Source organism: Streptococcus sp. S1 (assembly GCF_034137685.1).
Classification (GTDB): domain Bacteria; phylum Bacillota; class Bacilli; order Lactobacillales; family Streptococcaceae; genus Streptococcus; species Streptococcus dentalis.
Window position 1 is genome coordinate 209,219 of the sequence record NZ_CP139418.1, and the last position, 23,602, is coordinate 232,820.

The window sequence follows — 23,602 nt, forward strand, 5'->3', positions numbered from 1 at the left end:
CATCTCTATCTCCCTTCTTTATATTTCGGTAAACTGACGCGCGTGAAAAATCCATCGCGACTTTCAAATTGAAGCTGTCCTCCTAGGATGGAAATGCGCTCCATCATCTGCTTGAGCCCATAGCCATAGGTCAAGGTTTCAAACCCAACCCCATTGTCCTGCAACTCGATCAGGTAATCTTCCTTATCTTCAAAAAAATGAAGGCTCATCTGACTAGCATGACCGTGGCGAACCGCATTGGTCGTAGACTCTTGGATCACACGAAAGATTGTATCTTCAATCATGACGTCCATATCGACATCGACCCATTCATAGTGTAAATCAACCTGCAAGTTGGAAAGCGTTTGGTACTCACGGATCATCTTTTCTAAAGCATCTTTGAGGGTTCGTCCCTCAAGGGCACCTGGACGGAGGCGGTTGAGAGAGCCTCTCACATCCTGGATTCCTTCACGAACCACTTCTGATACGCTTTTCACCTGCTCTTTTGCCCGATTGGGATCGATATCAATCAAGACTCCGACAGCATCCAGCCCTGCCGAGATCCCTGTTAGCGCGTGCCCCAAGGTATCGTGAATTTCCCGAGCAATCCGCTTACGTTCCCGATCTTCTGCAATCTTCTCAGACAAGGCCATATAGTTGTTCAACTCTGTATTGACCTTTGAAACCATGGCCAACTCTTCTTCCACTTCGTGGTTTTCCGCAAGGACATTCATAATATAGAACAAAAGCGAAATAATGAAGAGCACCATATTCAAGGCATAGAGGGAATTCTTTAAGAAAAAGGCCAGAATCCGGATGGAGGCGGGGTAAAAATGAATATAGACATCCAGAGAAGGTATCGGAAAGAAAAGCGAAAAGACGTCTGAATTGGTCACAAGAAGCATCAAGAAACTTACTAGGATAAACGCAAACCAATACTTGCGGTCTCGCTTGGTATTCAACTCTTTGGAACCATAGAAGATATCCGCAAAAACCAAGAGAATGAGCCCGTTATAAGCTACATTTTGGACCCACATCAAGAGCAACATCAGGAGGATCTCCAGAATATTCCACTTATCAAAAATGGACCATCGACTCGTTTGAGACCGATAACGACTCATGGAAATCAAGGCAATCCCAGCAAATAAGAGTGCAGACAACCAAAAAGTTGTAGAGGGCGCAAAAGGAATGCGCTCTAAGCGTTCTACTAATAGAGAAGCTTGCCGTTGGGCAATAATATAGTTGGTTGCTTGAAGATAGATGATACTGTTGAGCATAACAGCGATAAAATTTACGACCATCAGGATGGCCAAACTGTATCTCACACCTCTAAATTTTCTCATTACTGCCACCCATTCACATCAAAGTGATCGATGTTTTCCTTTGTCATCATTTGCACCGGAATGGTTATTTCTTTTTGGTAGTTCTTCCCATCAGCCATATCTTGTATGACCTCCATCACGCGGTCTCCCATCTTCAAAGGAGACTGGGCAACGGTTCCTACAACATCATCTGTCGAGTGCAGCAAGGCTTTCATATCTGGTGAGCCATCGATCCCATAAATCGCAATGGGATGGGTGATTCCTTGCTCCTTGATCGCTGCTAAAGCTCCTATAGCCGAGCGGTCATTTAGGGCAACTAGTGTATCGACATTCCCCCCTGACTGCAAGAACTTACGGACAGCTGGCATGGCGATCTCCGTCTGACCCTTGGTTTCTAGTTCCGAGATAATCTCATAAGCCCCATGTCCTTTGATCGTATCCTTAAATCCCTGAATCCGCGTATCTGCTGAAACAGTCCCTTTGTGCTCCAAGAGAAGGATCTGAGCATTTGAAGAGCGTTTCATCAGCTCTTTCGCAATCAAGACTCCTGCTTGGTAGTTGTCGGAGACAATGCTGGCATCCGGCTTAAAATGCTTGAGCTGGGTATCAACTGCAATGATCTTAATTCCTTGTTTTCTAGCTTTTTTAAGAGCCCTTAAAATGGGCTGACTATCCCCTTTGACCGGATTAATCACAATCACATTTACTTTTTGGGCGCAAAAATCATCGATCTGCTGGCTCTGCCTTTTTTCATCCAATTCCGGATCTCGAACAGATACAAGAGCCCCTCTCTCATCGGCAATCCGACTAATTTCCGAATGAATACTTTTATAGAACTCATTGTTCATGGTCATATAGGTGACACCAATCTTGGTCTGATCCTTGATGCTACTGGTTTGACAAACGGCATAGATCCACAAGAGGATGCAGGTCACTGGAATCACCAGTAGAACTCGTTTTATCAGCCATTTTAACCGTTCTTTTCTTTCTTCTTTCCCCTTCAAACCCCGTTCCTTTTCTGAAAATTTTGAATATATATTACTTTATTTTACTACTTTTTCAAGATAAATGCTGGCTTTTATTGTACAGATGCATATTTTTGATTTATTTTTAAAAGAGTAGTTCCCGAATGAAACCCCTAGCAAGTAGCAAAAAAGCTGGTCTATAAACGAACCAGCTTTCTTTTTTGATCCTAAAAAGGAAGATCTTCCTCTTCTAAGATGATGTCGGCTAAATCTCCCGTTCCACCATTTTCGCGCATCGCTCGCTGAGCGCGGCTCTCTAGCAACTGAAAACTTTGGCAGAGGACCTCTGTCACATACTGCATGACCCCATTTTTCTCGTAGCGGCGCGTCCGAATCTCTCCATCCAAAGAGATCAAGCTCCCTTTACTGGCATAACTAGCCATGGTTTCAGCCAATTTCCCCCAGACAACGACATTAACAAAATCAGTCTCTCGCTCCCCGTTTTGATCCTTGTAGCGACGATTGACTGCAACAGTCACTCGGGCAACGGATTTATCTGTGCTGGTTTTGTGCAATTCTGGAGCCGCCACCAGGCGACCGATTAAAATAACTTTATTATACATCATTTACCTCCTATCTATTTATTCGAAAAAATTTCAAAAAATGGAGGTGACAAACCAAAATCAAAAAAATCTAGGATCCAAAACATCCTAGATTCTTCTCTTTATTCGTGCCAGTGACGAGCAGGATCAAAAGGTGTCCCTGCTACTTCTGCGTCATCCAATTCAATAATGCCTCGTTTTTGAGGAGCATTTGGTAAGTGCAATTCACGCGGGCTGCACATCATGCCATAGCTTTTTTCTCCACGAAGAGCCCCTGGGAAAATCAAGCTACCATCCGGCATCATAGCACCTGGAAGAGCGACAATGGTCTTGAGGCCAACACGCGCATTTGGAGCTCCTGCTACGATCTGAACCGTCTTATCTGGTCCAACTGCTACTTGGCAGATATTCAAGTGGTCACTATCTGGATGGGCTACCATTTCAAGGATTTCTCCCACCACAAATTTTGGTTCCCGATCATTGACCAAACGTTCTGCGAAGCCTTCTTTTTCCAATTCTTGGTTCAAACGATCCACTTGCTCATCTGTCAAAAAGACTTGTCCCTTGCCTTCGATGGCGAAGAAAGATGAGGCATCAAAGATATTCCAGGCAACGGTTTCTTGCTTGTCCTCACGGTAAACGCGTGCCACTTTCCCTTTTCTCTCCACCGCGAGCTTTGCATCTCCACTATTTTTCAAGGTCAGCATCAAGACATCGCCGACTTGTTCTTTGTTGTATGTTACAATCATGATTTTCTCCTATTTTAATCCTGCTAAGAATGCTGTAATCTGCGCTTTGGTTTTCCGATCTCGATTGACAAACCGACCGATTTCCTTATCCTTTTCCAGAACCACCAAACTAGGGATCCCATAAACATCCCAGACTTTCGCCAGATCCATATAGGCATCTCGGTCAAGCAAGATAAAGGTAAATTCAGGATTTTCAGTCTCAATCTCCGGCAAAAAAGGCTTGAGGTAACGACAATCCCCACACCAATCTGCTGAAAAGACAAACACTTTCTTGCCATCTTGCTCTACATATGAAGCAATTTCTTCTATAGAACTCGGTATAATCATAGTTTTTCCTCTTCGTAATGCAAGAGACCGTCCTCGTAGACAAAGCGGTAATGGCGCTCATCTTCAAAAATGACACCACCTACTAAGCGCTCTTCACTAGACTCGTAGAGTTCCACGTACAGGGTCGCAATCGTCCCCATGGCTTCCATTTGCTCCCGTACTTCTGCTACCAACTCTTCTTGGGTACGGAGACGCTTTTGATCTTTGGCGATTTTATAAACACCGGCCGCAAGAGCTCCTGCACTTGCTACAGCCAGACTAGACAAAATAATTTTTTTAGCTTTCATAGTGCCTATTGTAACACAAAATAAGCAGAGGGACAACGGTCTAAGCTGGATCTCTCCCTCCGATTTTAGAGACTGATTTCCATAATAACGCTACCATCCTTGTAGAAAAAGTGATAAAATAGCATCAGAAAGAAGGTAACCTATGACTGATTTATTTTCTAAAATCAAAGAAGTAACTGAAATCCCTGCTATCTCAGGTCATGAAGCTCCTGTACGGGATTATTTGCGCCAACAATTGACCCCTCATGTTGACGAAATCGTGACAGATGGTCTCGGTGGGATCTTTGGGGTCAAACATTCAACAGCTGCCGATGCTCCTCGTATCTTAGTAGCTGCCCACATGGACGAAGTTGGTTTTATGATCAGCGAAATCAAAGCTGACGGAACTTTCCGTGTTGTCCCAATCGGAGGTTGGAATCCGATGGTCGTTAGCAGCCAACGCTTCAAACTCTTTACACGCGACGGACGTGAATACCCTGCTATTTCAGGATCTGTTCCTCCTCATTTGACACGTGGAACAGGTGGACCAACCGTACCTGCCATTAGCGACATCGTCTTTGATGCAGGCTTTAGCTCTAAAGCCGAAGCTGAAAGCTATGGGGTTCGTCCTGGAGATACCTTGGTCCCAGATAGCTCTGCGATTCTCACTGCTAATGGTAAAAACGTCATCTCAAAAGCATGGGATAACCGCTATGGCGTCTTGATGGTCAGCGAATTGGCCAAGAACCTCTCTGGACAAGCCTTAAACAACGAACTCTATGTAGGGGCCAACGTTCAAGAAGAAGTGGGACTTCGTGGAGCTCACACTTCAACCACTAAATTTGATCCTGAAATCTTCCTTGCTGTAGACTGTTCGCCAGCGGCCGATGTCTTTGGAGACCAAGGTGCGATTGGGGAAGGAACACTGCTTCGCTTCTACGATCCAGGTCACATCATGCTACCAAATATGAAAGATTTCTTGCTCACTACTGCTGAAGAAGCGGGCATCAAATTCCAATATTACTGTGGTAAGGGTGGAACCGACGCTGGTGCCGCACACTTGAAGAATGGTGGAGTGCCATCTACCACCATCGGTGTCTGTGCCCGTTACATTCACTCTCACCAAACCCTCTATGCCATGGATGATTTCTTGCAAGCGCAAGCCTTCTTACAAGCATTGGTTAAGAAATTGGATCGCTCTACAGTTGATTTGATCAAACACTATTAAGCAACATCGATCTGAAGCCCCGTAAGGGGCTTTTTTAGAGGGAAAACAAGGTTCTCTTTGAAACTTTCCAGCATGAGTCACCATTAAGCCCTTTGGCATCCACACTCCCCTATGGAAAGTATCTTAGAATATTTTATCTTCCATCTGTTTTCTGATATAATATGAAAGAATGAAATGGTAAGGAACTGAACACTCATCCTTGGTTCCGTGTAGCAGGCCCTTCCCTTATATACAGGAGTTTTACATGAAAAAACAAGCTTTTAGTTCTGAAAAGTATTTGAACTTGCAACGTGACCACATTATTGAGCGGATCAATCAATTCGATGGCAAGCTCTACCTTGAATTTGGTGGTAAGATGTTAGAGGACTTCCACGCTGCTCGTGTCCTCCCTGGATACGAACCAGACAATAAGATCAAGCTGCTCCAAGAATTGCGCGACCAGGTGGAAATTGTCATTGCCATCAACGCCAACAACATTGAACACTCAAAAGCCCGTGGAGACCTAGGAATTTCTTATGACCAAGAAGTGCTACGTTTGATCGACAAATTCAATGAATTAGGGATCTTTGTGGGCTCTGTCGTGATCACCCAATATGCTGGACAAGCTGCAGCAGACGCCTTTCGCAAGCAACTGGATAAGAGCGGGATCGCCTCTTATCTCCACTATCCGATCAAGGGCTATCCGACCGATATGGACCATATCATCTCTCCTGAAGGGATGGGGAAAAATGACTACATCAAAACTAGTCGCAATTTGGTCGTTGTGACGGCTCCTGGACCTGGTTCTGGTAAGCTCGCAACTTGTATGTCCAATATGTACCATGACCAATTAAATGGAATCAAATCTGGTTATGCTAAGTTTGAAACCTTCCCAGTTTGGAATCTTCCTTTGCACCACCCAGTCAACTTGGCTTATGAAGCAGCGACTGCCGATCTAGACGATGTCAATATGATCGATCCCTTCCACCTCCAAACCTACGGGGAAACAACGGTCAACTACAACCGCGATATTGAAATCTTCCCTGTCTTGAAGCGCATGTTGGAACGCATCCTAGGAACCTCACCTTATGCTTCTCCAACAGACATGGGCGTCAATATGGTCGGTTTTGCCATTGTGGACAATGACGCTGCGATTGAAGCTTCCCAACAAGAAATCATCCGTCGCTATTACCAAACTATCTTGGATGTCAAAGCTGAACGCGTCGGTGAAGGAGCTGTCAAGAAGATTGAGCTCTTGATGAATGATTTGAGCATTACTCCAAATAATCGGAAAGTGACCGTTCTTGCTCGTCAGAAAGAAGAAGAAACAGGAGAGCCAGCCTTGGCACTTGAATTGCCAAACGGCGAGATGGTAACCGGAAAAACCTCCGATCTCTTTGGCCCAACCGCAGCCCTCTTGATCAATGCGATCAAGAAATTGGCGCATATTGATAAAGAAACCAAATTAATCGAGCCAGAATACGTCCAACCTATCCAAGGCTTGAAGATCAATCATTTGGGTAGCCGCAACCCTCGTCTTCACTCAAACGAGATCCTCATTGCCCTTGCTATTACAGCCATGACCAATGAAGACGCTAAGCTTGCTATGCAAGAATTAGGCAAGTTGAAAGGCAGTGAAGCCCACTCAACCGTGATGCTAACAGACGAAGACAAGAATGTCCTTCGCAAGCTCGGTATCAACGTCACCATGGACCCTGTCTACCAGTACGATCGTTTGTATCGTAAATAAACTAAGACAAACAAAAACAATCCCTGTTTTAGGAATTGTTCAGATTGAAGACAAAGTCTTCTTAAAAAACTTTCCTTAGGTGAGTACGGACGTCAGCGAACTTCTACGAAGTTCCATGACTAATTATTGAGCCTAAGGTCTCAATAATTCCGAGTGCCTGAAACGGTATTGTTTCAGGCACTTTTCTCACGGCGGAAAGTTTCATTAGATGACTGAATAACTATAACGAGTATAATTTTTAAAGAATTGATTAGATTCTATTAAAGATTCGTTTATCTACGCTCTCAACAATCCCTGCTCGAGGGATTGTTTTTTTATAATGCAAAGAAGAGAAACTATTTGACAGCCTCCCATAATTGGCGAATGGGCTTTCTTTGAACAGGGTCCACAAAATGAGGAGCAATTTCATTCAAAGATTCTAGGACAAAGGCACGTTCTGCCACATAAGGATGCGGCAAGATCAAGCTCGGACTGTAACAAATGGTGTCATCCATATAGAGCAGATCTAGATCGATCACACGTGGCCCCCACTTGACCTCACGAACACGCCCCATTTCTTGCTCAATGGCAAGTAAGGTTTCTAGTAAATCCTCTGGGGTCATCCAGGTTTCAACCTCTGCCACTTGATTCAAAAAGGTATCCTGCTCCACTCCTCCCCAAGGTTCCGTTTCAATCCTTGTGGACGTTTGAAGAAGGTGAATGCCTCGATCCTTGATTTTTTCTAGCGCCGTCTCTAGCTGCAGTTGTTTATCTCCCATATTGGTACCAAGGCCAATAAAGGCTCGTTTTTTCTCTCGCTCGATTGTCACCGAACAAGTCTCGAGTGGCAAGGGAACAGGAGCCCAAGGTTTTTTCAACTCCAGACGAACTTTTTCTACAAAGGCATAACTTTCGAAAATCTTTTGCACCAATTGAAAGGCAACCGTTTCAATCAGATCGATCTTTTCTGCCTGCATCCACTCGGTCAACTGTTCCGCCAAGATCCCGTAATGGATCGAAGCATCCAAATCTCCTGTGCGGGCAGCACGGGTCATCTCATAATCTACCCATAGGTCTAGGACAAAGCGTTGTCCTAATTCTTTTTCTGCTGGAAAAACACCATGATAGGCGTATACCTCTAAGTCCTTGATCCGTAATTGATCCACTCTCTTCACCTCTTATAGCCGGCCATTAGTGGCCCATGAGTTTATAGGCTTCATTTTTCAAGTCTTTATCTGTCGCAAGCAGTCCACGTGCAGCAGTTGTCACTGTTGCAGTCCCAGGTTTACGGACACCCCGCATGTTCATACACATATGCTCTGCTTCTACACAGACAAGGGCACCTTGCGCTCCAAGATATTCCATCAAGGCATCTGCGATTTCTACCGTCAATCGTTCCTGAATCTGTGGTTTTTTAGCATAAACTTCGACCGTACGAGCCAGTTTTGAAAGCCCAGCAACACGGCCATTTGGAATGTAGGCAATGTGCACTTTTCCATAAAACGGCAAAAAGTGATGCTCACACATGGAATGGAAGAAAATATCCTTCTCAACCACCATATTGTTATCAATGATTTCAAATGATTTAGACAGGTGCTCTTCTGCCGTCTGTCCTAGTCCTGAAAAGATTTCTTGGTACATCTTTGCAATGCGGGACGGGGTTTCTTGAAGCCCTTCACGGTTCTCATCTTCACCGACTGCCTCGATGATCATTTTTACTGCTTCTTCAATTTTCTTTGTATCCATATCATCTCCTAGTTGGATTTTTCTGTTTTTAATAAATAAGGTCGTACCTGGCTAAGGAAATAGAGCGATCCCGTTACAATGAGGAGCTCATCATCTCCAGCTTGCCAGTTTTGTAGAAATTCTCGCCAGTCCACTTCCTCAAGCTGGTGGTGGTTTGCAGCAGCTATCATCTCTTCTTGAGAATAGGCTCTTGGATCTTCAAAGGTCGTGAGGATCAAGCGACTATTTTCCAGTTCCTGCCACTGAATGAGCATCTCTTCTAAGGCTTTGGTCCGGATGCAAGTAAAAAGAATGGTCTTTTTTTGACTTGGGAACAGTTCTCGAAGACTTGCGATCAAAGGCGCAACGGCATGGGGGTTATGGGCCCCGTCCAGCAAGAGCATGGGTTTTTGAGAGATCACTTCCATCCGACCAGGCCAGACAACCTGACGCAAAGCCTTATCTACCAACTCTTTTGACAAGACTTCACGCCCTTCTCTTTCAAAAAGTACATCACAAATACTGATAGCAAGAGCTGCATTTCTGGCCTGGTGATGACCTAAGAGCGCTACTTGATAAGAAGCTGTTTCTCTTTTGGAACTGTGATAAGAAAAGGATTGGCCTGATAAACAAGAGGCCTCTAGCTCAACTTGGTAATCTCTGTCATAGGCTGTTATCGGTGCCTGCTCTTGAATCGCAATGCCTTCAATGACTTGGCTAGCTTCTGCTTCTAATTTCCCTAGAACCAGAGGAATTCCTGGCTTAATGATACCTGCCTTTTCACGGGCAATGGAAGCCAGATCTGGCCCAAGAAGAGCAACATGATCCAAGCCGATCGATGTGATCGCAGTCAGAACGGGCTGGCAGACGTTAGTACTGTCTAGTCGTCCCCCCATACCGACTTCCATAATCACATAATCCAGCTCCTCATGAGCAAAATAATCATAGGCGATCGCCGTCATCACTTCAAATTCCGTCAAACCTTGAAAGATGTCTCTTGATTCTTCAGCTTCCAAGAGCTGTTGGTAGCTATCCAGATAGGTTTGCAGGTCTTGATCGGAGATGGCTTCGCCATTAATGGTGATCTGGTCATTGTAATGGATCAGATAAGGAGAGGTAAAGACTCCAACGCGTAAACCTGACTGCCTCAAGAGTTGGGACAAGGTAGCAATGGTAGAGCCTTTGCCATTGGTCCCCGCAATATGAATGACCCGACAGTCTAGGTGAGGATTTCCTCTCAAAGCCAAGAGAGCTTCCATGCGCTCCAAGCCGAAATGTGGATCTTGGGAACGATAGGCTTCTAGCCAACGAAGATCCAACTGATGTTCTTTTGTCTTCATTTACTTGTATTGTTTTAAATTGGTATCTGCTGCCTCTTGGGCTTGGAAAATGGCTTGCCCCAGACTGGCTGCCATCTTGTGAAGAGGAATATCATGCACCCGCACTACTTCGACTCCTTGACTGGCCGCAATACTCGTCAAATGGCTCGAAGCCAGGTCCCGATTCCAAAAACCAGTCTCCGTTGCAGGATCTGTCTCAAATCCAGCTTCCTCAATAATATTGACCACAAAGCGTTTGCGGGAGACCCCTAGAAAGATCGGATACCCCTTTTGGTGAATCGTCCCAAGTTCTTGTAATAAGAGTAAGTTCTCGCGCTTGGTCAAACCAAAGCCGATCCCAGGGTCTAGCATGATCCGTTCCGTCTGGACACCGGCTTCTTTTGCGACCGCAAGCGAGCGGTCAAAGAAGGTCCACATCACGTCTTGAATCGGCTCTTGAGCCATCTGTTGAAGTTCTTGCTCTGAAAAGACTGGTTCGAAACCAAAACGTGGAAAGATAGTGGAACTTGGATGATGCGGTCTTGCCATCACTGGATTAAACATGAGAACTGCGCTGGCTTCATGCTCCGCAACCACAGTAGCCATCTTAGAATCTCCAAGAAAACCAGTAATATCATTGACAATATCGGCTCCAGCTTCCAGCGCTGCCGCCACCACCTGGGACTTCCAGGTATCCACTGAAATCAAGACATCACTTTCTTTCCGAATGGCTTCGATCACCGGAACCACACGGTCAATCTCTTCTTGGATCTCTACATAATGACTACCTGGTCGGGTTGATTCTCCTCCAATATCTAGGATCTGAGCCCCTTCTTGGATCAGTTTTCTCGCCTGCTGCAAGGCTGCATCCACACTCGTATACTTACCGCCATCAGAAAATGAATCCGGAGTGACATTTAAGATCCCACAAAGAAGGGTCCCTTGGCCACTCAGCCATTTATTATCAATCATTTTCGTCCTCCTTTGATTCCCTTCCTACAGCATGATTGCGAACAAAAGAGGCTAGAACAAATGTTCTAAACCTCTGAGTTCATTCTCCATACGGATTGCTTATTTTTTCTGACCTTCTGTACGAAGATTCTGCATCAAAACTCATTGGTACCTACCATTTTATCATAATTTATCATGGAAGAAAACTCTCGATACCGGCAATAAACAAAGGAGGAGTACAGCCGGATAATAATAAGCTAGCGCATTCAAAGTCATATGGAGACAGATGCTATACTCGATCCGCTTGTAGCGATAAGCCACCCAAGTTAAGATCAAGGACATGCCTCCGTAAGCTACCCATTCCCCCAGGGTACTCGGACCATGCAAGTAAGTAAAAAAGAGAGCACCGGCTAGGTAACCGATCGGTTCTGCCCCTCGAAAGATCAAACGAGGGATGATGGCCCGACAGAGCAGCTCTTCTAGAATCGGAGCGACAAGGATCACGACCATGCCCATAGCAAGAAAAGGAGCATGAGATTGTAGTTCATTCAGAGCCGCTTGGTTTGCCGTCGTACCACCTGCCTCTTGTTTCAACAAGGGATAGGCGAGCAGGTTATTAGCCATCAACAAGAGAAGAAAAAGAAAATTTCTCCCCAGAGCCGGCCAGGTTATGACCCGAACATCCAAGTTCTCCAGAGGGCTCATCTTAATGACCCTATAAAAAACAAAGAGCACCGCCACTGTCACCAAGAGAGTGAGGATGGTGACCCACCTTGCATCCATTCCTTCTTGAAGGGAATAAACCATGGTGATGAGGGGAAATTGTGAGAGAAAGAATAAGGGCACAAAAAGCAGGAGCCAGAGGGCATTCTTACATAATGGGTGCTCTCGAACAAAAGACTGTATATTTTTCAATGGACAACCTCTTTCTTGTATAAAATAAGAAGGCTGGGGCTTTCGCCTCCAGCCTTCTCACTTTATTTCAGTTTACTGATTTTTGAAACGTTCAACGTCACGCGCAATCACCAACTCTTCATCAGTTGGAATCACCAATACCTTCACACGGGAATCATCTGTGGAAATATCTCCAACAACTCCAAAGACGTTCTTTTCAGGGTCGACCTTGCAGCCAAACCAGCTGATCCCATTGATAATAGAAGAACGAACGTTTACTGCATTTTCACCGATTCCTGCTGTAAAGATGATGGCATCTGCACCGTTCAAGACAGCCAAGTATTGACCGATGTATTTTTGCAAACGATCGATAAAGATATCGTAAGCCAATTTAGCTTTTTCGTCTCCATTCTGCATCGCTGTATGAATATCCCGCATGTCGCTAGAAGATTCAGAAACACCCAGAAGACCTGATTCACGATTGAGGATGCGGCTGATATCTTCAGGCTTACTGAAATCCTCTGTATGTTCCATCAAGTAAGGAATAATCGCTGGATCGAGATCCCCTGTACGGGTTCCCATCATGACTCCACCTAGAGGGGTGAAACCCATTGAAGTATCGACAGAGATTCCCTTGTCAACCGCTGTAACAGATACACCATTTCCAACGTGACAGGTGATCAATTTCAATTCTTCTAATGGTTTTCCGAGAAGTTTAGCTGCTTCTCCAGCCACATACTGATGACTGGTCCCATGAGCACCGTACTTACGGACCTTATTTTCTGTGTAATATTTGGTTGGAAGAGGGTAACGATAAGCTTTTTCCGGCATGGTTGTATGGAAAGAAGTATCAAATACCACAACACTGGTAATATTTGGACAAATCTCTCTAAAGGCACGAATTCCAGCTGCATTTGCAGGATTATGAAGAGGTGCTAATAAAGACAATTCTTCTACTTTTCGAAGGACTTCGTCATCTACCAAGGCAGAATCCTTGAAGTATTCTCCACCAGCAACGACGCGGTGGCCCACACCTGTAATCTCATCGTAGGATTTGATAATATCAAAACGAATCAAATCATCCAACAAAATTTTTACAGCTTGTGTATGGTCCTGGATATCTAATACTTGTTTTTCAGAGCGTCCATCAAATTTAACAGTTGAAATAGAATCTTTCAAACCGATCCGTTCAATCAACCCTTTTGCAAGAACAGTTTCCTCTGGCATTTGGTACAATTGCCATTTCAAACTAGAGCTTCCTGCATTAATAGAAATTGTTTTCGACATATATTCACCTCATTAAGCGTTTTCACTTCCTCTATTATATCAGATCTTTGATCAAATTTCACTATCCTTTAACCAGTTTTGGAAACTTTCCATAAAGTGAACCACCTGGTCTTGATCCTGGAGATCGGTAAACGGATAGACAAAGGGCTGAACAGACTCTTCTTCTTGTTTTCGTAGGACGAAAATCGTCTTAGCATAGGCTGGATTTAAAAAAAGAGATTCTGGCAAGGTCAGCATGGCAAGGAGTTGAGCTTTGTCTGTTAGCCAAGCTTTTAAAAGGTCACTCTGAGGGCTCGTCAAGAGGTTATTTGGAGCTAAAAAGATGGCAACTCCTTGAGGTTTCAGATATTTCAGAGCCTGTTCCATCATAAGGTGATGGGCATAGGTATGGCCTTCGGAGCTCGCTACCTGATAGCGCTGTGCAATCGCATCATCTGGATAATAGCCAATCGGTAAGTCGCTAACGATCAAGTCACTTTCTTTCAACACTTGTGGACGCACCGCGTCGCCTTGTGCAAAGACAACACTGGATTCCATCACATCTGCGATACTAGCAGATAGGTCAATCAAAAGATCATCCACTTCCAATCCTAAGTAATCAATCGTGAGGCGGCTATTGTTGACAATGGTCTCAGCGAGATTTCCGGTTCCACTTCCCACTTCTAAGACATCCAAATGGTCGCTTTTAGCCAACTGATCGATCAAAAATGTAATGATAAAACCAATCGCATCTGGTGTGAACTGGTGATTCGCTTGTAAAGGTTCTGTCTGAGCAGCTTTCATAAAAAGGAATTGGTAGGCTCTGCGCCATTCTTCCTTACTTAAACCTAGTTCTTTTAATTTTTTGCTATTGTTTTTAACAAGGTCTAGATCCGTCTTGCCATCCAAATACATGACATTTTGTTCAATCAAGGCGTCATAAAAGTTGGTCGACAATTCATTTTGAATACTTTGAGTGTTTTCTAATAGATAGGTATAAGCTTGTTCAATTTTTTCGAAATTCATGATTTCCTCCGCACCCTATCATACCAAAAATTAGTCTTTTTCGCTATTTTCTGATGGGTCCTTGGCCTCGTTTGGCGTCTCTTCAGAAGGCGTTTCGGTCCCTGCCTTCTCCTTATCTTTCTGTTTCTTCTTCTTTTCTTTTTGACTCTTCTTGCTTTCTTTTTCTTCCCTTACAGGAAGCACAAACTCATAGCTTTCGCCATTCATCTCAGCTTGGGCATGAAGAAAATCGTTGTCCTTCTTTAGCTGAACAACTCCAGACTTTAAATGAATCTCTGATGCCTTCTCGTCACTTTTTCCTTTTTCAAGAGCCAGTTGTACCAAAGCGTAGGCTCGAAGACGATCTTGACTCGTCTTTAAGATCCGTTTTTCCGCGACCTGACGGTGCAGGTAAAACTGAAGCAAGAGACTGAAAATTACTGCCATCAAGAGGGCGTAGAGCAAGACACCAGCCTTAACTTTTTTCATTTTGTATCGCTGGTACCACATGGTAGACATACTCCCTTTCTAGACCTTCTTCAAAATTCAAACGCAGATGAAGCAACTCTCCCTCCTGCCAAATCTGACTAGAGTGAACACCTGAAATCATAGGCTGATAGCCCCTGCCCTTATCATCTGTTTTTCGGATATCATCTCCTTTAGATTGGCCAATAGCAATTGGTTTTTGATCCTGAACCAAGTAGATATGATTGTCCGCTACTTTTTCAAAATGACTCCGGTCCAATTCCACCTGCAATTGTTGCTGAAAAAGTATCCATTCTTCTTGCTTTTGATGCGCCTGGTAGTCCAATTCAGCATGCAGGAGCTTGGTTAAGCCTTGAAAGACCAACACTCCCCCACTGAGCACCAAGAGAGCGACCAAGGCTTCGAGCAGGGTAAAGGCCTTTACCTTTCCTTTATTCCACATGCAGCACCACCTTTCCTTGATGATAGACCGTAAGTTGATCGGCATCTTTTTCGACTTGAACTTGAATACCATTGGCCTCCAGATGATTTTGCCCTGTCTGAAGCGCCATTTGAGCGACCGACAAGACTTCTACCTCTTTGAAATCCGCTAGTCGCTCCTTGCGCGAACGGCGGATCTCCCCTAACAATAAGGTCGTAATCATGGCAAATAAACCCAAGGCTACTAAGGATTCTATGAGAATACTAGCGGGAACGGATGCTTTTTTTAATTTTCCCATTTCCAAGTGAAAGCTGATAAGTCACCACTCCTCTCTGTGTCTGAAAGTGAACATTGGCTAGCGAAGAATTGCCACCTGCTCGGTCCAATCGAATAGTTTTAGGATCTTGCAAAATGACAGAATCAGGAATCTCCACCGTCTGGTAGGGCGTTTGAATCTTCCTTGCAGTCACTTCAACATCCAATTCCGTTTGCCTTGCCAATGCTATCTTTTGGCTTTCTTGATAGAGATGTTCAAACTCTGCAAAAAATACTTTTTCTTCCACCTGCTGAAAGCTCGTCTTGATCGATCCCGATAAGCCCAGATAGATAAAACTGACGATCATCAAGGTCAGAAGGGTCTCCACCAAAGTGAAGGCCTTAATCTGCAACCGCACGAGTTTCTCCACTATTTTTCGCATAATAGGCACGGTAGGATTCAGCTTGTTTGTTGGTAATATTTCCATCCGCAATCAGTTTTGCTAGAGTGGCTTGGTCATTGGTATGATTGAGCTCATACAATTCAGCCTGGCTTTCGACCACCTTCACAACCGCTGCATTTCCTGTCTCTTTCACGGAGTCTTTTTGCTTGGTCAAATTCGGCACAAAGAGCAATAAGAGCACACTGATGATCAATAAGACCACCAACATTTCAATAAGTGTAAAAGCTTTAACCTTATAGGTTTTTATTTTTTTCATAAATGAACCTCCATATTTTGATAAATCGGCAGCAACATGGCTGCATAGAGTAACACAATCACAAGAGCCACAAAGATAAACACCAAGGGTTGTATCACATTCATGGCCTTGTGAACCCGACGAAAGAAATCTTCCCATGTTTTTTCAGCGTAGATCTCTAGTTCATTTCCGAGCTTTGATTTGACTTCACCATATTCAATCATAAGGGGCAATTCTTCTTTGAAAAAAGGATACCCCCCGACCGTCTCTGAAAAAGACTGGCCACGGTCTAAAGAAAGAGCTAAGTCCCTTCCAATTTCTTGAAAAAGCTGGGATTTTTGGTCCTGCATCATGGAAAAAATCTGAGACAACTCCAATCCTTGCCCAATCAGATTGCCCCATTCTCTAGCATAATAGGCTGTCAAATAAGCTTGAATCATGCCTTTTCCGAAAGGCAGATGAGACAAGGTTCTAAAAACGTTGATCTTGCCTGACTTTCGATAATAGAGAAAGCCGAGTAAGAAGAAGGTCACCAGTCCCGCTCCTAAGGCCAAAAAGAGTTGGGGGAAGGAACTGATCAATTGCGTCCCAATATTTTGAGCATCCATTTGGGGGAGCAAATAATTACGCAAGCCTAGCATAATCAGAACTAAAAATCCAAGCAAGATGAGAGGATAGGTGCTCACCTCAATCAGCTTTTTCTTGACCTTGCGCATGTTTTCTAAGTAAGCACTGATTTTCTCCAAGCTCAATGAAAGATTGCCATGGAGCTCAGCGAGAGACAGCTGTGTCGTCACTGCATCTGAAAAACCGATCCCCGCCATCATCTCTGAAAAACTCCGCCCCCGAGAAAGGTCCTCTCGCATCTGGGAAACCAAACGACTCTCCACTAGGTGAGAGCGATCCAGAAAATCGACGATCTCAGACAGATGAAAACCACTCGAATAAAGATTCAAAAACAATTCAATGATTTGCTTTTGTTTAGCGGTAGATAATTTTTTCGGCTTGCGCCTGAGCCAGCTGGATATATCCCGATTGAGCCAAGAGATCCATTTGTTGGTTCCAGCGGCTGGCTGAGTGCTCTTGGTAGTTTTCCGTCGCAAAATCGACCACACCTCCTCCTGCAATTAATCGTTGGTAGCAAATACCTTGTAAAACTGTCTTGAGCTCTTCCTCGCTCACTCCAAGTTCTAAGAGCCTCTCATAAACACCTCGAACGCTCTTGGCATGAATAGTAGAGAAGACGGTGACTCCTGTCAAACTAGCTCGTACGACTGCACGAGCTGTTTCCTTATCTCGGATTTCTCCAATAATGAGAAGGTCCGGCCGATGGCGCAAGGAGAGTTTGATCAGGTTGTCATAGGTCATGCCGATCTGGTCATTCAGCTGGAGCTGAAGCATATTCTCTTGCTTGATCTCGACAGGATCTTCAATGGACATGACTTGCTGGTCCGCAAAGCGCTCTTGCGCCAACGCATGCATGAGAGTGGTCTTTCCCGAGCCAACGGGACCCGCAAAAAGATAAAGCCCACGACCAGCCAATTTCTTCTGCAAGTCCGGCAACTGGTCAAACCAAAACCGCAATTCACGTTCCTCATCATGCAAGAGCCGAATGACCAAGCTTTCATAGCCACGATAATCCCCCACTGTCGACAAGCGAATCGAAACCACTCCATCCTCTAATGGGTAATCACACGATCCTAGCTGGCTGCGCCTTTTTTCTCCTACATTCATCCCTGCTGCAAATTTGAAGTGGCTAATAATAGCTGTCATGTCCTCAAAAGGGAAGGACTGTACAAAACGTCTCTCATCTCCCACCCTCATAAAAACCTGGTACTCCTCCTTCCGAGGAATGAAGTAAAGATCCTGAGCTTCTTCCTTTTTCCCCAGGCGGATCAATTTTTTTGCAATTTCTTGAACCATAGTTCCTCCTCTCACTTATACTATTCGAAAAAGAAGACAAAAAAAGAAGACTTTCTAGATCGCTCTAAAAAATCTTCCGAATTTCTCTTATGACAGGGTCGTCCCCTTTTTTGAATCGATTGTATATTGACAAGAACGGTGTTTGCGACTGCCTTTTTCCTTTTCATAACCTGGACGGAGCTTGCTTTTAGGGATCTTATGCTCGTCTTCTAAGAGGACAAGCGAGTGGAAAAACTGCACATCATCACTGCAGTCCTCACACCACTCTTGCTCTTTGGTATCCCAAAAGATTGTCATGAGATCACTCCGACTCTTATAACTTGGAAAGTGTGCATTCAACTCCAACCATTTCTGCTTGTAGTATTTCAAAGCCTGGTAATAGTCTTCAAACTTCCGACTACTCACGATATCTTCTTCCCAACCTTCTAAAAACCACCAGGGTTCACAGTCCCCGTACATTTCAATTACTCGATACATTAACTCTTCCATCCTTTGTATCCTCTATTATATAGAAAATCCTTTGAGAATAAAAGTTTTCTGCTCAGAGCATCATTTTTCAGGTAATTTTCAATTGATTTTTGCTATTTTTTTCAAAAATAGACTACTTGATTTCTCTTGGGTCCTTTTTTCGAGAATCAAAAAAAGAGCTTCCCAACAAAATGGCGAGCCATCTTGGGGAACTCTCTCTTCTCAAGTATTTAGAACAATTCAAGTGCAATCATAGTTGTCATGGTTGCATCGTAATAGTTGTTCAGAGGTAGATCTTGTGTAAAGATATACTTGTTCTGTTGAACCAATTTCAAATAGCCTTTTTCTTGTTCAGAGGCATAGACAATCGGTGCCAAAAAGCTTGCTGCCTGATGAATATTCAGGGCCTTCCCTTTCAAATCATAACCCGCATACAGGTTTCTTTGACTCTTGAAAAAGTTTAGCATCTTTTTCACCAATTTTTGACTGTCTGCGTCCTTGCTTTGAATAAGGTTGTATGGAAGACGACAAGCGTTATAAGAATAGGCACCATCATACTTGGATTCAATCGTCTTGGGATCCGCTACACGCGTTCCTTGCTCATCTACCCAGATGAAATCAGGTAGTAAACCTGTTTTTGTTTGGGAGCTAATCGTTTGGAGTTGCTGCAACATCTTTTCTTTGATAGCCAACCACTTCGAATCTTTTGTCACTTCATAAAAGATCTGGAATTGTGCTGGCAATGTATCAGACGTCCGCATCAAATGATAAAATTCCGAATCCTGATTGGCCCAATTTCCCACCGTTAATACACCGTTTTCTTCATTGTAATTGTATGAGAGAACATCTTCTAAAATCGCTTTTGCTTGTGCTTGGTAGTCTTTAGCTTGCTTTGGCCATGGCCGAGCAGCTTTTAGAAGAGCATAGGCAATGTAGAGATCCCCATCTGTTGCGTTATGCCCCTCAACACTCGCCTCCCCATTGGCAATAGTTTGTTTCCAAGACATCAATTGGGTGCCTTCTAAGCGATGATTTAGATAATATTGATAGAGTCGGTCAAAGTCTGCTTGTTGGGCTTGTCCTTTTTCGGCAGCTGCGACAGTAATCAGCATTCCATAACTTTGTGCCTCGGATAAAACCACCGTTTGATTGCGATCATTGGTAGTTCGAACATAGGATTCTTTCCCTTTTGAAACAACAAAATGCTCATTCCACTGACGATAAATTCGATTTCGCATCTCCACTTTACTTCTCGTTCTCGCTAAAAACAAGGTCAAACAGAAAATGCAAAGGATGACTAGAAACCATACATATCTCATCTTTTTCGTATTCATAATTTCTCCTATCCTGCGAATCGTTTTGTTTTAACCCATTTGGTTTCTTTCCGGTGCAATAGTTTATCCATCACAATCGAAGAGATGGCATCAATTGACACAATGATAAACAGTTGAGAATAGGTGAAATAGGCAGCTAGGGCTAACCAAATTTGCTTGGTGGTTGCTTGACCAAATTGTGAGGCAAGAGCCACATTAATCTGAAGAAGATAAAGCCCAATCATCAAGACCCAATTGAAGAGCATCAACTGCGCAATATAGATATTTTCAGAATCAAAAGCAAACGGAATCTGAACACCTGGTACCACTGTATGGATACACATGGCCAGAATATTGGCAAAAAAGATCAAATCAGATAAGATGATCGCTGCATTAAACCAGAAGAAAACACAGGAATAGTTAGTCACTTCTAACTTCACACGCCAATTTCCCTTACCAAATAAATGCTTGAAGTTAGAAAGAACCACTTCATAATTCCCTTTGGCCCAACGTTTCCGTTGCATATAATAACTCTTCAGAGTTTCCGGCTCTTGTTGGAAGGCTTCTGAATTATAGGCTAGCGCAATCAACTTCCCACTTTGCATAATCTTGAAGGAAATATCGGTATCTTCTGTTAAGGCACCATTTTTCCATCCTCCAATACTCTTGACAAACTCAGTTTGAATAATGAAATTGGTTCCTGGAATCCGTCCAATCTTGAAGAGATGCCACATGCCCACATGATGAACCCGTTGGGTGACAACAATCTCTTGGTTGATACAGCGGGTCAAGAAGTTTTGATTGGCATTCCGTGTTTTATTGCGACCGAAAGAAGCCACATGACGTTCTGGATCTTTGAGCACTTCTTTCACAAGGAAATAAAGAGCATTCTTTTCAGGCATGGCATCTGCATCATAGACGCAGATATAGTCTCCAGTCGCCATCGCCAAAGCGTCATTTAGCACACCGGCTTTCCCACCTGTCCCACTTCGATTGATAATGGTCAAATCACGTCCTGCATACTCTGGCAATGCTTTAACCGCTAAACACTCTTCATAGGTGCGATCGGAACAATTATCCGCAAAGAGCAGTAATTCTACACGATCATGTGGGTAGTTCATATCAAGGATCGCTTTGGCGGTTTGTGCAATAACCACATCTTCATTATGGGCGGGTACGACGATCGTCACTTTTGGATAATAAGGAAGCGGATCCGTATTGACACGAAAATCACTGTGTTTAAACCAAAAATGAACAGCTGAAAAGAGGATTACTAGGCCCCATGCTAAGGACAGCCAAATCGAAATCAAGGCAATAATCATCACAATTTGACTAATCATGGTCCACCGCCTTAAAGTTTTTATTGACACGGCGGTAAATCACCGTATAAGCTACAAATAATACAATAAAGCACAAGGCAAAAAATACACTAATGCCTACAGCTATATTAAAAAATATATTTGTAAGAGACATGTCTTCCTCCTAATATTCCACAATAATATCTGTTTCAAGTTGACGTTTTAAGTAACGAATCACTTCTTTATAGCGATAGTATTTAGTTCGATTGGATTGATCCACTACAAGAAATCCTGACTGAAATTGGATGCCCTGAATTCCATCTTCTCCTTGGAAAACCAGTCCTTCCAACTGCGGTTTTAAGACCGTCATATAATTGCTCTGCAGATCCTGCTCACTATTAGAAGATAAGATCAAAAAATTACCGTCTGATACATAATACAAGCTTTCATTTGGTTTCAGATGATGCGTTAACAAATAGTTGATTTGGTTCAAGGTCCGATTGTATTCCCTCGGTTGCAATTGGAAGAACAATTCCTCGTGCGACCAGTGAATGAGTAAGGCTTGAATCGTATCATTGGTTTGTCCGCTGTAAGAAGCGATGCGATTGCGGTAATCTGCGTAAGCTTCTGGCTCTTGATCCTTTACTTTTGCAATCTCTTTAAAGAGGTGATAACGAATTTGAATCAAGATTCCAATCAAGATCGGAAAACTAAAAAGTAAGAGTAAGGCTTGATGGAACGGGATATAGACAACACCCGCCACCAAAAAGACAATCCCTAGGGCAAATGACAACAGGATGGTCCATGTCAACAATAAATCCGATAAAACAATGGCAGAAAATAATCCTAAAACAAAGAATAATCCTTCTTCAATCAGAATCTCTCTTGCAAAAAACAAGCAGTAAAGTAAAAGAAGTACTTCAAAAACAATCAAAATCAGCAACCATCTACTTAACTTTTCCGTTTTTTTCATTTATTCTTTCTCTCCCTCATGAAATTCTTCGGCAGCCTCCCCCTGGCCAAAGGAATGTTTAATGGCTTGTACGATTCGCTCAGAAGCTTTTCCATCCCCATAAGGATTTCGGGCATTTGCCATTTGAAGATACAGGCTTTCGTTGGTTAAGAGCTCTGTCATCGTCATTTTAACGACGGCAGGATCCGTTCCAACTAATTTCAAGGTCCCTGCTTTGACCCCTTCTGGGCGTTCCGTTGTATCGCGCAATACCAATACCGGTTTTCCTAATGATGGTGCCTCCTCTTGCACCCCACCTGAATCCGACATGATAAAGTAACTTCTAGAAGCTAAGTTGTGGAAGTCAAGCACATCTAAAGGTGCGATGAGGTGGATCCGATCATGATCTCCTAATAGATCGTTTGCCGCCTCTTGGACCGCTGGACTAAGATGCACTGGGTAAACCACTTCAATAGTCGGTTCTTGATCCACCATTTCTCTCAGAGCCCCAAAGACCGCTCGCATGGGTTGGCCTTGATTTTCTCTTCGATGCATGGTGACCAGGATGACTTTTTTAGCTGGATCCAATTGATCCAACACTTCGTGGTGATAGTCCTCTTGAACCGTGAGTTTCAGCGCATCAATGGCAGTATTTCCTGTCACCACAATAGAGGATTCCGGATGATTTTCTTTTAAGAGATTGGCCTTACTTTCACCCGTCGGCGCAAAATACAGATCCGCTAAATCATCCGTCATTTGACGATTCATCTCTTCTGGATATGGAGAATATTTATCAAAGGTTCTCAAACCAGCTTCGACGTGACCAATGCGGACTTGGTTGTAAAAGGCAACCAGACTCGCCGCAAAGGTGGTTGTCGTATCTCCATGGACGAGCACCATATCCGGCTTTTCTTTTTTGATAACTGGATCTAATTGATTCAGAATTTTAGAGGTAATGTCTAATAAGGTCTGGCTTTTCCCCATAATATCCAAATCGTAATCAGGTACGATGTTAAAGGTTTCTAAAACCTGGTCCAGCATTTGACGGTGCTGGGCAGTGACCACTGTGATGGTCTCAATAACCTCCTTTTGTTTTTGCAACTCCAACACCAAAGGGGCCATTTTAATGGCCTCCGGTCGCGTCCCAAACACAACCATAATTTTCAATTTTCCCATAAACTTCCCCCGTCGACATGCATGTAATTCGACATTTTTTTAATTTGTGTACATCTTTTTTCATTCTACTGCCAATGACTTGAATTGTCAAACCGATTTTGGGTTTTATAAAGAAATTACTAATAGTTAGTCATTTTATTATTTTGAAGTTTAGAATACATATCCATTTTATCACTAATTGTAAGCAAATAAGACATTGCTTTTTACGGGCTAATATTTTTGGTAAAAAAATAATTCAATAATTATACAATTATTTTTCAAATAATAAATTTTTATAATTTTTTCAAAAAAAAGCCGGAACTTGT

The 23,602-nt window shown here is 43.4% G+C and carries 28 protein-coding genes; 2 read left to right on the forward strand and 26 right to left on the reverse strand.

Annotation, left to right across the window (positions count from 1 at the left end; genetic code table 11):
- Nucleotides 1–5 precede the first annotated feature (5 nt).
- The 6 genes from SM121_RS00995 to SM121_RS01020 form a co-directional block, all read right to left on the reverse strand.
- A complete protein-coding gene (locus tag SM121_RS00995) occupies nt 6–1,322 on the reverse strand; it encodes a sensor histidine kinase (protein ID WP_155172889.1) in 1,317 nt (438 codons plus the stop codon).
- The gene (locus tag SM121_RS01000; RefSeq protein WP_320910975.1) at nt 1,322–2,305 is read right to left on the reverse strand and encodes a substrate-binding domain-containing protein; all 984 of its coding nucleotides are present in this window, start codon (nt 2,303–2,305) and stop codon (nt 1,322–1,324) included. The genes SM121_RS00995 and SM121_RS01000 overlap by 1 nt, the downstream gene beginning before the upstream one ends.
- A gap of 188 nt (nt 2,306–2,493) precedes the next feature.
- Complete coding sequence (locus SM121_RS01005; protein WP_003004675.1) at nt 2,494–2,889, reverse strand: single-stranded DNA-binding protein; 396 nt, start codon at nt 2,887–2,889, stop codon at nt 2,494–2,496.
- Nucleotides 2,890–2,990: 101 nt separating this feature from the next.
- Nucleotides 2,991–3,617: a YtpR family tRNA-binding protein gene (ytpR, locus tag SM121_RS01010; RefSeq protein ID WP_003013664.1), complete on the reverse strand. Its 627-nt coding sequence runs from the start codon at nt 3,615–3,617 to the stop codon at nt 2,991–2,993.
- 9 nt (nt 3,618–3,626) lie between these two features.
- Nucleotides 3,627–3,944, reverse strand: coding sequence for a thioredoxin family protein (locus SM121_RS01015; RefSeq protein WP_320910976.1), 318 nt, complete (start codon nt 3,942–3,944; stop codon nt 3,627–3,629).
- A complete protein-coding gene (locus tag SM121_RS01020) occupies nt 3,941–4,231 on the reverse strand; it encodes a DUF4651 domain-containing protein (RefSeq protein ID WP_003004245.1) in 291 nt (96 codons plus the stop codon). The genes SM121_RS01015 and SM121_RS01020 overlap by 4 nt, the downstream gene beginning before the upstream one ends.
- Before the next feature lie 142 nt (nt 4,232–4,373).
- Here SM121_RS01020 and pepA point away from each other — a divergent pair, with 142 nt between their 5' ends.
- A complete protein-coding gene (gene pepA, locus SM121_RS01025; protein WP_070661102.1) occupies nt 4,374–5,438 on the forward strand; it encodes a glutamyl aminopeptidase in 1,065 nt (354 codons plus the stop codon).
- Between the two features lie 244 nt (nt 5,439–5,682).
- Nucleotides 5,683–7,167 carry a DUF1846 domain-containing protein gene (locus tag SM121_RS01030; RefSeq protein WP_320910977.1) on the forward strand — a complete coding sequence of 495 codons (1,485 nt, stop codon included), beginning with the start codon at nt 5,683–5,685 and terminating at the stop codon, nt 7,165–7,167.
- Between the two features lie 335 nt (nt 7,168–7,502).
- Here the strand turns inward: SM121_RS01030 and folK are convergent, their stop codons facing one another.
- From folK to wecB, 20 genes are all read right to left on the reverse strand, one after another.
- Nucleotides 7,503–8,312 carry a 2-amino-4-hydroxy-6-hydroxymethyldihydropteridine diphosphokinase gene (gene folK / locus SM121_RS01035; RefSeq protein ID WP_320910978.1) on the reverse strand — a complete coding sequence of 270 codons (810 nt, stop codon included), beginning with the start codon at nt 8,310–8,312 and terminating at the stop codon, nt 7,503–7,505.
- 25 nt (nt 8,313–8,337) lie between these two features.
- Nucleotides 8,338–8,892, reverse strand: a complete 555-nt coding sequence (folE, locus tag SM121_RS01040) for a GTP cyclohydrolase I FolE (protein WP_155127127.1) — start codon at nt 8,890–8,892, stop codon at nt 8,338–8,340.
- 8 nt (nt 8,893–8,900) lie between these two features.
- Complete coding sequence (locus SM121_RS01045; RefSeq protein ID WP_320910979.1) at nt 8,901–10,211, reverse strand: bifunctional folylpolyglutamate synthase/dihydrofolate synthase; 1,311 nt, start codon at nt 10,209–10,211, stop codon at nt 8,901–8,903.
- Entirely contained in the window at nt 10,212–11,162 is a 951-nt protein-coding gene (gene folP, locus SM121_RS01050) for a dihydropteroate synthase (RefSeq protein ID WP_320910980.1), read from the reverse strand.
- A 162-nt stretch (nt 11,163–11,324) separates the two neighbouring features.
- Nucleotides 11,325–12,056: a CPBP family intramembrane glutamic endopeptidase gene (locus tag SM121_RS01055; protein WP_320910981.1), complete on the reverse strand. Its 732-nt coding sequence runs from the start codon at nt 12,054–12,056 to the stop codon at nt 11,325–11,327.
- Nucleotides 12,057–12,128: 72 nt separating this feature from the next.
- On the reverse strand, nt 12,129–13,322 hold the full coding sequence (locus SM121_RS01060) for an acetate kinase (protein WP_003004202.1): 1,194 nt from the start codon (nt 13,320–13,322) through the stop codon (nt 12,129–12,131).
- A gap of 51 nt (nt 13,323–13,373) precedes the next feature.
- On the reverse strand, nt 13,374–14,327 hold the full coding sequence (locus tag SM121_RS01065) for a class I SAM-dependent methyltransferase (RefSeq protein ID WP_155127115.1): 954 nt from the start codon (nt 14,325–14,327) through the stop codon (nt 13,374–13,376).
- A 30-nt stretch (nt 14,328–14,357) separates the two neighbouring features.
- Complete coding sequence (gene comGG, locus SM121_RS01070; protein ID WP_320910982.1) at nt 14,358–14,795, reverse strand: competence type IV pilus minor pilin ComGG; 438 nt, start codon at nt 14,793–14,795, stop codon at nt 14,358–14,360.
- A complete protein-coding gene (gene comGF, locus SM121_RS01075) occupies nt 14,782–15,234 on the reverse strand; it encodes a competence type IV pilus minor pilin ComGF (RefSeq protein ID WP_151190960.1) in 453 nt (150 codons plus the stop codon). The genes comGG and comGF overlap by 14 nt, the downstream gene beginning before the upstream one ends.
- Nucleotides 15,224–15,511 (reverse strand): competence type IV pilus minor pilin ComGE, encoded by a 288-nt coding sequence (comGE, locus tag SM121_RS01080; RefSeq protein WP_003004353.1) that lies wholly within the window; start codon nt 15,509–15,511, stop codon nt 15,224–15,226. Before comGE ends, comGF begins: the two co-directional genes overlap by 11 nt.
- The gene (gene comGD, locus SM121_RS01085; protein ID WP_003004513.1) at nt 15,477–15,881 is read right to left on the reverse strand and encodes a competence type IV pilus minor pilin ComGD; all 405 of its coding nucleotides are present in this window, start codon (nt 15,879–15,881) and stop codon (nt 15,477–15,479) included. Before comGD ends, comGE begins: the two co-directional genes overlap by 35 nt.
- Complete coding sequence (gene comGC / locus SM121_RS01090) at nt 15,871–16,188, reverse strand: competence type IV pilus major pilin ComGC (protein ID WP_003013558.1); 318 nt, start codon at nt 16,186–16,188, stop codon at nt 15,871–15,873. Before comGC ends, comGD begins: the two co-directional genes overlap by 11 nt.
- Nucleotides 16,185–17,216, reverse strand: coding sequence for a competence type IV pilus assembly protein ComGB (comGB, locus tag SM121_RS01095; RefSeq protein ID WP_320911301.1), 1,032 nt, complete (start codon nt 17,214–17,216; stop codon nt 16,185–16,187). Before comGB ends, comGC begins: the two co-directional genes overlap by 4 nt.
- Nucleotides 17,149–18,090 carry a competence type IV pilus ATPase ComGA gene (comGA, locus tag SM121_RS01100; RefSeq protein ID WP_155127112.1) on the reverse strand — a complete coding sequence of 314 codons (942 nt, stop codon included), beginning with the start codon at nt 18,088–18,090 and terminating at the stop codon, nt 17,149–17,151. Before comGA ends, comGB begins: the two co-directional genes overlap by 68 nt.
- An 87-nt stretch (nt 18,091–18,177) precedes the next feature.
- Nucleotides 18,178–18,567: a DUF1033 family protein gene (locus tag SM121_RS01105; protein WP_037615753.1), complete on the reverse strand. Its 390-nt coding sequence runs from the start codon at nt 18,565–18,567 to the stop codon at nt 18,178–18,180.
- A gap of 221 nt (nt 18,568–18,788) precedes the next feature.
- Nucleotides 18,789–19,892: a glycosyl hydrolase family 8 gene (locus SM121_RS01110; protein ID WP_320910983.1), complete on the reverse strand. Its 1,104-nt coding sequence runs from the start codon at nt 19,890–19,892 to the stop codon at nt 18,789–18,791.
- 8 nt (nt 19,893–19,900) lie between these two features.
- Nucleotides 19,901–21,211, reverse strand: a complete 1,311-nt coding sequence (locus tag SM121_RS01115) for a glycosyltransferase family 2 protein (protein WP_003004511.1) — start codon at nt 21,209–21,211, stop codon at nt 19,901–19,903.
- On the reverse strand, nt 21,204–21,344 hold the full coding sequence (locus SM121_RS01120; protein ID WP_003004308.1) for a hypothetical protein: 141 nt from the start codon (nt 21,342–21,344) through the stop codon (nt 21,204–21,206). The genes SM121_RS01115 and SM121_RS01120 overlap by 8 nt, the downstream gene beginning before the upstream one ends.
- Nucleotides 21,345–21,353: 9 nt before the next feature.
- Nucleotides 21,354–22,142, reverse strand: coding sequence for a hypothetical protein (locus tag SM121_RS01125; RefSeq protein WP_003004116.1), 789 nt, complete (start codon nt 22,140–22,142; stop codon nt 21,354–21,356).
- Entirely contained in the window at nt 22,143–23,297 is a 1,155-nt protein-coding gene (gene wecB, locus SM121_RS01130; RefSeq protein ID WP_320910984.1) for a non-hydrolyzing UDP-N-acetylglucosamine 2-epimerase, read from the reverse strand.
- Between the last annotated feature and the right edge of the window lie 305 nt (nt 23,298–23,602).